We start from the raw sequence: 13,451 nt of genomic DNA, 5'->3' as shown, positions 1-13,451 counted from the left end.
GGGATCATGCCTTATGGAATGGAGCAGGCGGCGGTGACGCCGGTCACGGCAGCGCCTTTGCCAGGATCGTCCGCGGTTCCCATGGAGCGACGACGCGACGAACGCGCCGCTACCGTCTTCACCATCGGCAAAATCTCGTTCGATGGCCGCAGCCTGCCCTGCATGGTGCGCGATTTGTCGGCCGGTGGCATGCGTATCCAACTGCCCGCTCCGCCGCCGCCAAGCTCGCGCGTCCTCATAGAAATGCGTGGCCTCGACCCGCGTCTCGCCCATATTCGCTGGGTGTCGGGCCATGAAGCCGGACTGAGTTTCGACCTGCGCTGCTGCCCTGCCGATATTTTTGCCGCGCGCAGCAGCCAGGCAGGCCGCATCGCGCGCCAGCCGCGCTTTCCCTTTCGGCGGGACCTGGCGTTGACGGTCGGCGACAGCATCCTGTCGGTCAGGATCGACAATATCTCGGTCGGTGGCGTTCTGCTCGCCGCGCCCGGACCGTTAGACCTTGGCTTGCGCGGGATTCTGGGCCTTGCGCTAGGCGACCGGCAGGGGATCGCGGGCGACATCTGCTGGTCGCGCAATGCCAGTTGCGGCTTCCGGTTCGTACAACCAATCAGCAGCGTCGCCCTTGCCGTGATGCTGAACGCCGCCAGCCTGACCTGATCGTCCGGTTCAGGTGTCCTCCGCGAGCCAGCGATCGATTGCGATCAGCGCGGTCCGGCTGTTGCGTAGCGCCGCCGCCTGATCGCCTGTTCCCCTATCCATCGCCTGCCAGCTTTCGCTGGCGGCGGCAAAGCCTAATGTTCCCGCCAGTCCCGCCATCCTGTGCGCGTCCGGCACGGTCGTCCCCGTCACCGCCTGATCCAGTTCGACGCGCAATCCCTGCACCACCGGCAACAGGGCGTCGCGTCCGAACAATGCTTCCATGCGCGCCAGGCTAGACATGTCAGGTGGCAGCCAGAGCCGGAATTCCTCGGCCATCTGCGCGATCGACTGGCTTGGATCGATCCACAGGTCTGCGGCCCATCCTGCCCTCTCCACGTCATCGACCACCGCTGCCAATAGCTGATCCGACCGTGAAGACGGCAGGTCCGTGCATCCCTCCACGACCAACATATGGGCGGCAGCCATGGCGCTGCCATCATCCTGCTCCACGGCCCGCACCTCCCATCCGGCACGCTGCAAAGCCTCACCGATATTCGGATAAGTTAACGCAGTAGCAACAAAGATGACAGCCAAAGTACTTTGTGGTTGCGACATACATGCATTATACCAAGTTAGCGCTAACTGCGATTAACGCATTATTCGATGAATGAATAACGATAAGGCAGGTGAATGGCGGAGACCGTGCCCGGCGGCCGCGTATTGATCGCGGATGATCACCCATTGATCCGAGAAGGTCTGGCGCTTGCCGCACGCGCGGCAATCCCCGGCATCACGGTGGACACGGCCGGCACCATCGGCGAAGCGATGGCGGCGTTGAAACGCCACGGCAAATATCGCCTGATCCTGCTCGACTTCGTCCTTCCCGATGCACGCGGCTTTTCTGGCTTCCTGCAGGTCCAGCATGAAGCCGGACGCGTCCCAATCGCCATGATATCCGCGCATGAAAATCCCACGCTGGTGGAAAGCGCCCGCGCCCTGGGCGCTGCCGGTTTCCTCTACAAGACCAGGCCGTTCGATGATCTGGCGCGGGATATTAAAAGGCTGGCCGACGGGCAGACCAGCTTTCCCCCTGTCGACGCCGGAATCGATTCAGGCGCATTGCGCGATCGGATCGCGACCCTGTCCGGCGCGCAACTGCGGGTGTTGATCGCCCTGTCGGACGGGCGCCTCAACAAGCAGATCGCCGCCGATCTCGACGTATCCGAAGCCACGGTGAAGGCGCATCTGACGGCGATCTTCCGCAAACTCGACGTCGGCAATCGTGCGCAGGCTCTGCTCGCGGTGCAGCCGCTGCTGGGTGTGGTGGCGGCGGACCGCGTAGCATGAACGGCACGCCGCCCCGTCCTCCACGCCCGCTTCGCTTCCTCCTGTCCGCCCTGCTCGTCCCGCTGGTGCTGGCGGCTCTGCTCTTTTGGCTGGGCGGCGAATATGACCGCTGGAACAGTCTGCGCGAAGATGCCGACCGGTCCTTCCAGCGCCGCGTGCTGCTGATCAACATTCTGTCAGAAATGCGCGCCGCCGAATTGAGTCAGCGCGGCTACGTCATCACCAACGACCCGGAATTTCGCGCCCGCTATAATGAATGGCACGCCAGGATTGATCAATCCTTCGCCCGCGCCGATCAACTCTATCGCAACGTGCCGTCCCATCAGATCGGCTTCAGCAGCCTGCGCCGGATCGCCGATATCAAGATCGCGGAAATGGATGCGGTGCTGCGGCGCTATGACGAGCGCGGCCCGGACGCCGCCCGCTTGCGCGTCGCCGATGGTGAGGGCAAGCGGCTGATGAGCCGCCTGCAGCTGCAACTTGACCAAGTGATCCGCGACGAACAGCGGATCGGCGAGAACCGCGTCGCCGCCTATCGCAGCCGGACAGAAGCGCTGCAGCGGGTGATGTGGATATTGATCGCGCTGAGCAGCCTGTCGCTGGCCATCGCGTTGCTGGGCCTGTGGCGTCAGCGGGTGGCGCAATATCAAACCGAAATGCGCGGGTTCGAGGCAGCACAACGGAACGAAACCATTCTCGACAGCACGATCGATCCGATCATCATCGTCAATCCCAGCGGCAGTATCGAAACCATAAACCAGGCGGCGACAAAAATGCTGGGCTATGAAGCTACCAGCCTGGCCCGCCGCGACTTCGACCTCATTTCCGACATCGCGCCAGGGGTCGGCAGTTTCCTGGATCGCGTCGGACTGGTCGATGGCAAGTTGAAGACGCCCTATTGGACCGACCGGCAGGTTCGGCACCAGAGCGGTCGCCTGCTGCCCGTCGACATCGCACTCGGGGTCATGGCGCTGCCCGATGGCGACCATATCGTTGTGTCGTTGCGCGACATCGTGGAACGCAAGCGGGTGGAGCGGTTGAAAGACGACCTTATTTCCACCGTCAGCCACGAATTGCGCACCCCGCTGACATCCATCGTCGGCGCATTGGGGCTGTTGCGGCTGGACGTGGGCAACCGGCTGGACCCGGAATTGACGGGCCTGGTGACCATCGCAGAGAATAATGCGCAGCGGTTGATCCGGCTGATCAATGACATGCTCGACATCGACCGCATCGATTCGGGCAAGCTGCGCATGACGCTGGCGCCGATCGACCTGCATCATGTCATCCTGCGCGCCTGCGGCGATAATAGCGGGCTGGTGCGCACCACTGGAACCTTGCTCGATTGCGCCACGACGGGCGAAACGCTGATGATCCAAGGTGACGAGGAACGGTTGCTGCAGGTCATCACCAACCTTTTGTCCAACGCGGTCAAGGCGTCGGCGAAAGGCGGTCATGTCACCGTGGGGCTGACCCGAAGCGCGGACGGCCGCCGGGCGACCGTCTATGTCGATGACGAGGGGCCGGGCATTCCGCAGGAATTTCGCGGGCGCATTTTCGGCCGGTTCGAACGCGCCACCAATGACGAAGGCGCGCCCGGCACCGGCCTTGGCCTGGCCATCGCCCGCGAGATCGTCAGCCAGCATGGCGGCGACCTGTGGTTCGAAGATCGGGTCGGCGGCGGCACCCGCTTTGCTTTCTCGCTGCCGGTCATGCTGCCGATCGCGATACCCCGCGCCGAGCCGGACGGTGCCAGCATCCTGATCTGCGAAAGCAATCCGGCCGCCGCCCGCCTGTTGCAATCGCAACTGTCGGAGGAAGGCTATGCCTGTCGCGTCGTTACGTCTGCGCATGCGGCACGGGAAGCTATCGCCGCCAATGGTTACAGCCTGCTACTGCTCGACATGGCCCTGGACGATGCCGACGCCTTCCACTTCGCGCGGGAGGTCCGGCGTTTGGAAGGGCCGGAGACGCTGTCGATCCTGATGGTGTCGGCGCAGGGCGGCGATGCGTCTACGCCCTTGTCGCTGAACCTGGTCGACTGGATCGACAAGCCGATCGATCCCGGCCGCCTCAAATCCGCGATCGCCACCTCCTTCCGCCGTTCGGGGACAGACCGGCCGACGGTGCTGCAACTGGACGATGATCAGGACACGCTCGAAATCACCGCCTCCGCGCTCAAAGGCATCGCCTATATTCTCAAAGCCACAACCCTTGAGGAGGCGCGCGCGCTGATCAGGGTGGAAACCCCGCATCTGGCGATCCTGGACGTGCATCTGGAAGAAGGGCTGGGCCTGGACCTGTTGCCCGACCTGGTGGATGACCAGGGCATCGCCATCCCGACCATCATCTATTCCGCACATGACGTCGATATCGAGATTGCCGGCCAGATCAACGCGGTCCTGGTCAAGTCGCGTACCTCCCTGCCCGATCTGAAGGCAACGGTGCGCCGCGTCGTGGCGGCACGCCAGAACGCGCCGAAAGAAGGAGACGAGGCATGAGCGAGGCCGACCGATTGCGCATCCTTTACGTCGATGACGACCAGGATATCCGCCATATCGTGAAGCTGTCGCTCGCCCTCGATCCCGCTATCGAACTGCGCGTGTGCGCCGATGGGCCGCAAGCGCTGGAGGCGGTAGAAGCCGACGACTGGCGTCCCGATCTCGTCATGCTGGACGTGATGATGCCGCGGATGGACGGCCCAACGCTGATGATGGCGTTGCGTGCCGTTACCGGCTTTGCCACCACGCCCTTCATCTTCGTCACCGCGCGCGCCCGCGCCGCCGATGTGCAAAATTATCATGCCGCAGGGGCCGTGGGCGTGATCCTGAAACCGTTCAATCCGTTGACCCTGGCCGCCGACGTGCGGGCGCTGGCGGGCTGACCCCGCCCTTGCTTCACGCGTCGGCCAGGTGCCGCGCGCGCATGAGCGCAGTCGGATCGGGCGCACGGCCCAGAAAGGCGCGGAAGGAGTCCATCGGGTCGCGGCTGTCGCCCGCAGCCAATATCTCCTGACGGAAGCGGGCGGCCAGCGCGGGATCGAAGATATCGCCGGTCGCCACGAACGCTTCGAACGCATCGGCATCCAGCGCTTCCGACCAAGCATAGCTATAATAGGCGCTGGCATAGCCGCCGTCGAAAATATGGGTGAAATAGGGGAAGCGGTGGCGCAAACCGATTTCAGGTGGCATCCCCAACCGCGCCAATTCCGCTTCGACAAAGGCGCGGGGGTCTGCGCCCGCCGCCGATGCGCGGTGCAGCGCCAAGTCGACCAGCGCGCAACTGATCAACTCGACCGTGGCGAAACCCTGGCCGTAAGATTCGGCGGTGCGGATCGCGTCGATCAGCGCATCAGGCACGCCGAAGCCGGACAGCACGTCCCGGCTGACGATCCAGTTTTCCATGAACTTGCTGGGAAATTCCACGAAATCACGAGCGACCGCCGTGCCGGACTGGCTGGGGTAAGTGACGCGTGACAACAGGCCGTGCAGCGCATGGCCGAACTCATGGAAGAGCGTGCGCGCCTCATCGATCGACAGGCGGGTGGCGCCAGTGTCCGGCGGCGGCGCGGCGGCGAAATTGGCGACCAGATAGACCACCGGCCGCACGTCGCCGTCCATCGCCTCTTGCACGCGCAGGCTGCCCATCCAGGCACCGCCATGTTTTTCCGGTCGCGCCAGATAGTCGGTGAAGAGCAAGCCGACCGGCGCACCGGCATCGTCGCGAACCTCCCAGGCCGATACGGACGGATGATAGCCTGTGATATCGGTTCGGCGCGTGAAGGTCAGGCCATAGAGGCGCGCAGCGGTGTCGAACGCCGCCTGCCGCACAGCGTCTAGCCGCAGATGCTCCGCCACGGCAGCCCCGTCCAGCGCATAACGGGCGCGGCGTATCTTTTCCGCGTAGAAGCGCCAGTCCCACGGCGCGAGCGCGAAGCCACCGCCCTCCGCATCGATCAGCGCCTGCAACTCGGCGGCTTCCTCCCCAGCGCGGCGCTTGCCCGGTTCCCATAGCTGCGCCAGCAGATCGGCGGCAGCATCGGGATCCTGCGCCATACTGTCTTCCAGCGCATAATGGGCATGGTCGGCATAGCCCAGCAGCGCGGCACGCTCCTGCCGCAGCGCCAGCGTTTCCGCGATCACCGGCCAATTATCCTGCGCGCCACCATCGCAGCGTTCGGTAAAGGCGCGCCAGACTGTTTCGCGCAGGTCGCGCCGCTGCGAAAAGGTCAGGAAACTCTCATAGTCGGTGCGGTCGAGCGTGATATGGTAGCGCCCCGCCTGCCCCTTGGCGCGCGCGCGTCCGGCGGCCACGTCACAAAGGCTGGCGGGCAGGCCATCTAGGTCGTCGGAACCAAGGTCCAGCACCCAGGCGGCGGTGGCGGCCAGTACATGATGGCCGAACGCGACCGACAAGGCCGACAATCGCGCATCGATAGCGGCGAAGCGGGCCTTGTGCGCAGGCGCCAGTTCCGCCCCGCCCCGCCGGAATCCGGCATGGCTGCTTTCGACCAGCCGCACCTGCTCGGGCGTCAGGCCAGCGTCATGACGGGCGGCATGGACCGTGGCGACGCGCGCGGCGAGCGCGGCATTGTGGCTGATCGCCGTACCATGGGCGCTCAGCATCGCCGACACCTGCCCCTCAATCGCGCGGATCGCGGGCGTCCCCTGCGCCGACGACAGGGTCCAGAACAGGCGACGTACCCGCGCCAGCGGTTCGCCCGACCGTTCGAGCGCTGCGACGACCGTGTCGAAGGTGGCAGGCGCGGCGCTGTCGGCGATGGCGGCAATCTCGTCGCGATGCCAAGCGATAGCGGTTTCGAACGCAGGCAGAAAATCCTCGTCCCGCACCTGCGCGAAGGGCGGCGCGCCCAGCGGCCCGTCCCAGGGTTGCAGCAGTGGATTGGCGGCTTGGTCAGTCAAGCGATGACACCTCGTCGGTATGGACTTCGAACCGCACCAGGTTCGCCGGACCAAAGGCGGTGGTCAAGGCCACATCGGTGGCGTCGCGTCCGCGCGCCATCAATATCCGGCCGATCCGGGGCCGATTGTGCCGGGCGTCATGAGTGTACCAGTCGCCGTCGATATAGACATCGAACCAGGCGCTGAAATCCATCGGCGCATCGACCGGCGGAATCCCGATATCGCCCAGATAGCCGGTGCAATAACGCGCCGGGATGTTCATGCAGCGGCACAGGGTCACGGCCAGATGCGCGAAATCGCGGCACACGCCCTGCCGTTCCTGATAGGCGTTCCAGGCGGTCTTGTCCGACCGGGCATGATGATAGCCGAACTCGATATGGTTATGGACGAAATCGACGATCGCCTCCACCCGGTCGCGCGCCGTGCGATAATGAGCGAAATTGGCCCAGGCGACCGCCATCAGCCGATCCGTCTCGCAATAGCGGCTGCCCAGCAGGAAAGGCATGACCGCATCGGGCAGGTCTTCGACCGGCATTTGCGGCGCATCGGGCGCGCGCACGTCGGGCTGACCGCTATCCTCGATCACGAAATCGCAGGACAGGGTGACCCCGCCCGGCGGGATGGTGAGGCGAGTGGCGACATTCCCGAAACCATCCTCGAAATGATAGAGCGGGATGTCGGGGCTGGCCATCAGCCGCTGCGGCGTTTGCAGATCATGATGGCGGGAAGGATGCAGGCTCAGCATCGCCATCATCGCCGTCTTCGTGTCGGTTTCGAACCGGATATCATATCCGCAGCGGATCAGCATAGGCTTCACTTTCCTGAAACGCCGACGGTTCGGCTGTTGATGGCGCCATGGCCGGTAGTGGGAAATTGCCCGGGATCGGCGCGCCGCACGTTCACGGTCACGTCCATCGCCAGGAAACTGGCGGGCAGGCCAAACCAGGTGCCGGACAGCGGCAATGCCTGGTAGGGATCGCGCGCCACGGCGACCCGTATCAGGCCACGATTGCCGATGATGCCGTTGGTCGGATCGAATTCGACCCAGCCCGACCCCGGCAGGAATATTCGGACCCAGGCATGGGTGTTACCGCCGCCCACCACATCTTCGGTCCGGGATGGATTATAGACATAGCCTGAAACGAACCGCGCGGCAAAACCCAGCGCCCGTACCGCCTCTATCATCAGCACGGCGAAGTCGCGGCAGGTGCCCTGTCGCTTTTCCAGCGTCTCGATCGGCGTTTGCGTGCCCTTTTCATGGCGCGGCACATAGGTGAAGTCGCGCTGAATGCCGGTCGCCATCCGGGTCAGCAGATCGACCGTTTCGGTGTTCCCGTCGTTGCGCACGAAGGCGCGCGCCCAATTGTCCACGATCCGGCCCGGGTCATGATATTGCCGCTCGATCGACCGCAACAGGTCGGGCATATCCTCCGACGCATAGGTGAAGGGGAACAGCCGGGCATAGGGTTCGACATCGACCTGCCGCTGCGCCAGCGGCGCATGTTCCAACGTCGCCTCGCTGGTCACGACCAGATGGGACGCGCGCCGGTCGAACGAAGCGATCGCCACCGAATTGCCGAATACGTCGTGCAGCCAGCGCAACCCGCTGGGTTCCGGGTCGATATCGAGCCGGGCGGACAGCAGGCGCTGGTCAAACGCCTCGCGCGGGCGCATCATGACGCGATGTTCACCCAGGGATACAGGCTGGCGATAGCGATAGGTGGTGACATGATGGATCGTCAGCAACGGCATGGGGCTAGATCCTGATGGCCGGGCGCACGGCGGATGACATATTGGGTCCGGATGATCCGGCGCCGTTCGGCGTCTTCAACGCAGCAGGCGCGTCCCCGTTCCTGCTGATCGGCGACCATGCCGGATCGGCGATCCCGACGCCACTGGGCGATCTTGGCCTCACCGCCGTGGATCGGGGCCGCCATATCGCGATCGACATCGGCGTCTATGGCATGGGCCATGCGCTGGCCGAGCTGCTCGACGCGCCGTTCCTGCATCAACATTATTCGAGGCTGGTCATCGATTGCAACCGCGACCCTGACCTGCCGGACGCGATCCCGGCCCTGTCCGACGGCAGCCGGATCGGCGGCAACGAAGGGCTGGACGCCGCCGTCCGCGCCGCGCGGATCGCCGCGATCCATACGCCCTATCATGCCGCGATCGCTGCGACGATCGCCCAGCGGCAGGCAGCCGGTCGCGACACGATTTTGCTGTCGCTGCACAGCTTCACGCCCGTCATGGGCGGCATCGCCCGTCCATGGGAGGTGGGCGTCTTATACTGGCAGGGTCGGACGGATTTTGCCCAGGCGATGCTGGCCGCGCTGCGCGAAGACGCCACGCTGACGGTGGGGGACAATGCGCCCTATCAGATGGACGCCACCGATTATACGGTGCCGCGCCACGCCTTTCCGCACGGCCTGCGCTATGCCGAAATGGAGGTGCGGCAGGATCTGATCGGCGACGCGGCGGGCCAGCATGAATGGGCGGAGCGGCTGGCGCGGACCGCCCGAACCGCCGCCGGGCTGACGGGTCAGGGATCGAATGCCGACTGTCGCGACTTATAGGCCTGAGTGACAGTCGGCGGGCGTCGGGGTCGACGCTTTCATGCATCGTCACGCACAATCAGAACAATCATAGAGAGCAAGACATGGCGATGCCTAACCCCAGGTCGTGCCGGTGGCCCTTGAGCCGAACCAAGACAATCGAGGCCCGTTGGTGAAGAACCCCTTTTCGACCGTCCTCAAGGCCAACCGGATGATGCGCAAGGGCCGTCCGCTGTCCGCCGCGCTGCTGTGGCAGCGCGCGCTGATGCCTGCCGCCCCCGCCGCCAAAAAACCGCGGGCGGCCAGGCGCAAAAGCACCGCCAAGAAGGCGGAGTCCGCCAAACGCCCTGCGCCGGGCAGCTTTATCGAGGATGATTATAGCTGCGCGCAGGGGTCGCTGCGCTACCGTCTTTATACGCCGGTCGGGTCGATACGCCGTCGCCTGCCGCTGATCGTGATGCTGCATGGCTGCACCCAGTCGGCCGCCGACTTCGCGACCGGGACGGACATGAACAGGCTGGCCGACGAACTGGGCTTCCTTGTGCTCTATCCCGAGCAATCGTCGCGCGCCAACGCCAATCGCTGCTGGAACTGGCACAGCCCGTCGCATCAGGCGCATGGTAAGGGCGAGGCGGCGGTCATTGCGGGCCTTACCCGCCACGTCCTGGACCACAGCAAAGGCCATGCCGGGCGCGTCTATATTGCCGGCATTTCTGCGGGGGGCGCGGCCGCCGCGATCATCGCCGCCGCCTATCCGACCCTATATGTCGCGGTCGGCGTGCATTCCGGCGTCCCGATGGGCACGATCGGTTCTGTCGGCGACGCGCTTTCGGCGATGCGTGGCAAGGCAAGCCCGTCCATCGGCAAGACCGTGCCGCCGCTGCCCATGATCCTGTTCCATGGCGATAGCGACCGGGTGGTGCACCCTTCCAACGCGGGTGGCTTCGTCAACCAGTTGCAGCGATCAAGCGCGCGGCCGCTCAACGTCGTATCGGAAGAGGGCAGCGTAGCGGGCGGGCGGGCCTTTACCCGCACCCTCTATCGCTATGGCCGTGGCCCCGTGATGCTGGAGGAATGGACCATCCATGGCAGCGGCCATGCCTGGTCGGGCGGCAAAGCGGGGGGTAGCTACACCGACCCCAAGGGGCCGGACGCGTCCCGCGCGATGGCGACCTTCTTTCTGGCGCGCCGCCGGGCGGCGTAACCGGCGGTCAGGCCAGGCGATCGGGCACGCTCAGCGCCTCATCCACGATCGCCTGCCGACTGGCGAGGGCTTCCCAAGGAAAGACGAACCAGCGTTTGTCCGTGTCCCGATCGATGCTTTCCGCCCAATAGTCCACGCGCTCCTCCGAACGACTGTTGGTCAGCAGCATGGCGAAGCGGACATGGGCAGCATCGCCGCCCTTCTCGCCCAACCTGCGCCGAATATGGCCGATCGTCCCGCCGCTGTCGTTGATATCGTCGATGATCAGCAGCCGGACGCCTGCCCTGCTTCGGCCCGCCAGGTCATCGAACAGGGCATGGGTGCGGTCGGGCGTAGCGCCGCTATAATCGACCGACAGCATCGGAAGGTCCAGCCGGTGCGACAGATAGACCGTCGGCACCAGCCCGCCCCGCCCGATGCCCACCAGCAGGTCGGGCGACCAGGCGTCCGCCGCGATCCGGTCGGCCAGCGTCTCCACATAAGCGATAAAGCATGCATGGCTGATCGAATGCAATTGCGGGTCGGAAGATGTCATCGGTAGCAATCCCAGGGGCAGGAAAAACTCCGGTTACCCCCTCCGACGCGGACGGGCAACGGCTGCCAGCAGCGTGGCCCAGCGATCCAGCATCGCGTCCAGCCGATAGGCGTCGATCCGGTCGCCGGGAGCAATCGCGGTCGATGGATCGATTTGGCGCCGCAACGCTGCGGCCATCGCTGTCGGGTCCGATGGATCGACCAGCAGGCCGTGGCGCCCCTGCGCCAGGACGGAAGCCGCATTTCCCGCGCTGTGCGACGCGACCACTGGCCGGTTGAGCGCCATCGCCTCCAGCAGGACGTTGGGCGACCCTTCCCACCAGGACGGCAGGGCGAAGGCGCTGGCCTGCGCCAGCCAGGGAAAGACATTGTCGATATTGCCGGGCAGCAGCAGGTCATCGGCCACGCCCAGCGCATCGGCCTGTTCCAGCAGCGCTTGCCGCGCATTGTCGCGACTGTCGCCGATGATGATAAGACGGGCGTCCGCGCCCGACCGGCGCAATTGCGCGAAGGCGGTCAATAATGTGGCGAAGTTCTTTTGCGGCGCCAATCGGCCGATGGCGACGATCACCGGCACCGGCGTATCGAACCAGGGATGGGGCGACGGCCCGGCGGCGCGGGCGTGCGCGATGGCGGGGTCGATCCCGTTTTCGATGACGATCGCCCGGCCATCGGCCAGCGCGCGCCCCAAAGCGGGCATGTCGTCCGCCAGTGTCGGGGATACCAGTACCAGGCGGTCGGCATCCGCCACCAGCAACCGGGCCATCAGCGATCGACCGGCCGCGCCGACCACCCCCTGCGGCGTCCCGGGCGCGGCGCGGCGCAGGTCGTTGCTGATGCGATAGACGCGGCGTAGCCCCCGCATCCCGCGACTGCCCAGCAGCACCGTCAGATGCCCATGATTGCCGGCCGACAGCAGCAGGTCCGGCCGCGCGGTACGCAGCCAGGCATGAAGGCGCGGCATGGCCCGCCATTTCTGTAACAGGCGCGATCCGCGGTCGTCGGGCAGCAGCGCATGATGCGGTACGCCGTCCACGCCCACGCCGCCGGGTAGTGCCGTCACCACCGTCACATCATGGCCGCATTCCTGGAAATCGGCGGCCAGCAGGCGGATGTTGCGCACCACGCCTGTTGCCGCCAGCGCATGAACATAGAGGGCGATCTTCACCGCCGGTCCCGCTGCACCACCCGCGCGGCGCGCCAATCAGCGGCCGTCAGTCGGCCCAGCCCATGGCGATATAACGCGCCCAGCCGACTGTCCGCCACGCCCCGACCATTGGCGAGTTGCAGGATGTCGGTGCCGGGGTTCCAATTCCCCTCGATCAGCACCGGTCCCTGCGCGGTCAGGCCGATGTCCCAGCCGATCAGGGTGAAGCCGGTGCGAAACCGGTCATGCGCCCGGATGGCGAGACGCTGTGCCGCCGCATGATCGGGCAGCATGACGCCTTCAATCGGTGCGCCGGTCGACGGATGGCGGCTGTGGCGCGTGGGGGCTTGTCGTCCGCCGCTGCGCCAGGCGGGGCCGCATCGGCCATCGGCATCGACCGCCAGCACCAGATTGCCTGCGTTGAAATTATCGACCGGCCGGGGTCCACCCGCCGACAGGCGCAGCGCCATGTCGCAGATTTCGGGGTGTCCATCCTCGTTCAGGCAGGTGACGATGCGCAGCGTCGGCAGCGCGCCTGGCGACAGATCGGCCAGCGCCGCATGGGTTGGCAGCCGTTGCTGAATAACGCCGCCCCGCCGCCAGAGCGCGCGTAATGAGACAGCGAGTTGGACAGTTGTGAGCGTTACATCGCCGTTGCGCCAGGCCTTGCCCTGGCGGACGAAACGCTCCACCCCCTGCCCCTTCGACTGGTAGCTGGGCTTGGCGATGATATCGTCCTGCCCGTCCAGCCAGGCGTCGAGGTCGATCGCGTCGGGATCGCAGGCATCAGGTAGCGGCAAACCCGTTGCCACTGTTGCAAACAATTGCTTATTTTTCAATGTATTAATAGATAGCGGAAAGGCGCCGGGGTTGAGCAGACGGTGCAGCCCCTTGCGATCCTTCATGCTGATGCCCTGCGTCCGCACGGCATCGTCCAGATAGCGCCGTTCGGCCGACGACCATCCGCCCCGCCCCAGTGCGGCGAGCATATGGCCGACCAGACGCTGCGTCGGCGTCCAGTGGCGAACAAGCCCGTCATGATAGGCGCGCAGCAGGGCATTGGCGTTCTCACCGCGCAGCGGCAGCGCGCGCAGCGTGAGCAA

13 protein-coding genes are annotated in these 13,451 nt (G+C 65.4%); 6 read left to right on the top strand and 7 right to left on the bottom strand.

The annotated features are described in order from the left end of the window. Positions 1-6 precede the first annotated feature (6 nt). Positions 7-657 carry a PilZ domain-containing protein gene (locus U5A89_RS20955; protein WP_338162903.1) on the top strand — a complete coding sequence of 217 codons (651 nt, stop codon included), beginning with the start codon at positions 7-9 and terminating at the stop codon, positions 655-657. 9 nt (positions 658-666) lie between these two features. Here the strand turns inward: U5A89_RS20955 and U5A89_RS20950 are convergent, their stop codons facing one another. After that, positions 667-1,149: a hypothetical protein gene (locus U5A89_RS20950; RefSeq protein ID WP_338162902.1), complete on the bottom strand. Its 483-nt coding sequence runs from the start codon at positions 1,147-1,149 to the stop codon at positions 667-669. A gap of 180 nt (positions 1,150-1,329) precedes the next feature. On the opposite strand from U5A89_RS20950, the gene U5A89_RS20945 reads away from it, so the two are divergent. Genes U5A89_RS20945 through U5A89_RS20935 form a run of 3 tightly spaced genes read left to right on the top strand, consistent with a single transcriptional unit; the run spans position 1,330 to position 4,870 of the window. Continuing rightward, positions 1,330-1,986, top strand: coding sequence for a response regulator transcription factor (locus U5A89_RS20945; protein WP_338162901.1), 657 nt, complete (start codon positions 1,330-1,332; stop codon positions 1,984-1,986). Beyond that, positions 1,983-4,487, top strand: coding sequence for an ATP-binding protein (locus tag U5A89_RS20940; protein WP_338162900.1), 2,505 nt, complete (start codon positions 1,983-1,985; stop codon positions 4,485-4,487). Before U5A89_RS20945 ends, U5A89_RS20940 begins: the two co-directional genes overlap by 4 nt. Continuing rightward, a complete protein-coding gene (locus tag U5A89_RS20935; protein WP_338162899.1) occupies positions 4,484-4,870 on the top strand; it encodes a response regulator in 387 nt (128 codons plus the stop codon). The genes U5A89_RS20940 and U5A89_RS20935 overlap by 4 nt, the downstream gene beginning before the upstream one ends. A gap of 13 nt (positions 4,871-4,883) precedes the next feature. On the opposite strand, the gene U5A89_RS20930 is transcribed toward U5A89_RS20935, so the two are convergent. The 3 genes from U5A89_RS20930 to U5A89_RS20920 are packed head-to-tail and all read right to left on the bottom strand — an operon-like array spanning position 4,884 to position 8,660. Further along, positions 4,884-6,908 (bottom strand): M3 family metallopeptidase, encoded by a 2,025-nt coding sequence (locus U5A89_RS20930; protein WP_338162898.1) that lies wholly within the window; start codon positions 6,906-6,908, stop codon positions 4,884-4,886. Next, positions 6,901-7,716 carry a transglutaminase-like domain-containing protein gene (locus U5A89_RS20925; protein ID WP_338162897.1) on the bottom strand — a complete coding sequence of 272 codons (816 nt, stop codon included), beginning with the start codon at positions 7,714-7,716 and terminating at the stop codon, positions 6,901-6,903. The genes U5A89_RS20930 and U5A89_RS20925 overlap by 8 nt, the downstream gene beginning before the upstream one ends. Before the next feature lie 5 nt (positions 7,717-7,721). Then, a complete protein-coding gene (locus U5A89_RS20920) occupies positions 7,722-8,660 on the bottom strand; it encodes a transglutaminase family protein (protein WP_338162896.1) in 939 nt (312 codons plus the stop codon). Positions 8,661-8,674: 14 nt separating this feature from the next. On the opposite strand from U5A89_RS20920, the gene U5A89_RS20915 reads away from it, so the two are divergent. Next, positions 8,675-9,484, top strand: a complete 810-nt coding sequence (locus U5A89_RS20915) for an N-formylglutamate amidohydrolase (protein WP_338162895.1) — start codon at positions 8,675-8,677, stop codon at positions 9,482-9,484. A gap of 151 nt (positions 9,485-9,635) precedes the next feature. Further along, positions 9,636-10,667, top strand: a complete 1,032-nt coding sequence (locus U5A89_RS20910; protein WP_338162894.1) for an extracellular catalytic domain type 1 short-chain-length polyhydroxyalkanoate depolymerase — start codon at positions 9,636-9,638, stop codon at positions 10,665-10,667. 7 nt (positions 10,668-10,674) lie between these two features. Here U5A89_RS20910 and U5A89_RS20905 read toward each other — a convergent pair whose 3' ends face one another. The 3 genes from U5A89_RS20905 to U5A89_RS20895 are packed head-to-tail and all read right to left on the bottom strand — an operon-like array spanning position 10,675 to position 13,451. Further along, positions 10,675-11,202, bottom strand: coding sequence for a phosphoribosyltransferase (locus tag U5A89_RS20905; RefSeq protein WP_338162893.1), 528 nt, complete (start codon positions 11,200-11,202; stop codon positions 10,675-10,677). Between the two features lie 33 nt (positions 11,203-11,235). Then, positions 11,236-12,369, bottom strand: coding sequence for a glycosyltransferase (locus U5A89_RS20900; protein ID WP_338162892.1), 1,134 nt, complete (start codon positions 12,367-12,369; stop codon positions 11,236-11,238). Next, a complete protein-coding gene (locus U5A89_RS20895; RefSeq protein ID WP_338162891.1) occupies positions 12,366-13,451 on the bottom strand; it encodes a sugar-transfer associated ATP-grasp domain-containing protein in 1,086 nt (361 codons plus the stop codon). Before U5A89_RS20895 ends, U5A89_RS20900 begins: the two co-directional genes overlap by 4 nt.

Origin of the sequence: Sphingobium sp. HWE2-09 (assembly GCF_035989265.1) — a bacterium.
Taxonomy (GTDB): domain Bacteria; phylum Pseudomonadota; class Alphaproteobacteria; order Sphingomonadales; family Sphingomonadaceae; genus Sphingobium.
This window is presented reverse-complemented; position numbering and strand designations above follow the sequence as displayed.

Excerpts from the sequence above, each read along its gene's own strand:
- U5A89_RS20955 (WP_338162903.1), top strand. The coding sequence starts at position 7 with ATGCCTTATGGAATGGAGCAGGCGGCGGTGACGCCGGTCACGGCAGCG.
- U5A89_RS20945 (WP_338162901.1), top strand. The coding sequence starts at position 1,330 with ATGGCGGAGACCGTGCCCGGCGGCCGCGTATTGATCGCGGATGATCAC.
- U5A89_RS20940 (WP_338162900.1), top strand. The coding sequence starts at position 1,983 with ATGAACGGCACGCCGCCCCGTCCTCCACGCCCGCTTCGCTTCCTCCTG.
- U5A89_RS20935 (WP_338162899.1), top strand. The coding sequence starts at position 4,484 with ATGAGCGAGGCCGACCGATTGCGCATCCTTTACGTCGATGACGACCAG.
- U5A89_RS20925 (WP_338162897.1), bottom strand. The coding sequence starts at position 7,716 with ATGCTGATCCGCTGCGGATATGATATCCGGTTCGAAACCGACACGAAG.
- U5A89_RS20920 (WP_338162896.1), bottom strand. The coding sequence starts at position 8,660 with ATGCCGTTGCTGACGATCCATCATGTCACCACCTATCGCTATCGCCAG.
- U5A89_RS20915 (WP_338162895.1), top strand. The coding sequence starts at position 8,675 with ATGGCCGGGCGCACGGCGGATGACATATTGGGTCCGGATGATCCGGCG.
- U5A89_RS20905 (WP_338162893.1), bottom strand. The coding sequence starts at position 11,202 with ATGACATCTTCCGACCCGCAATTGCATTCGATCAGCCATGCATGCTTT.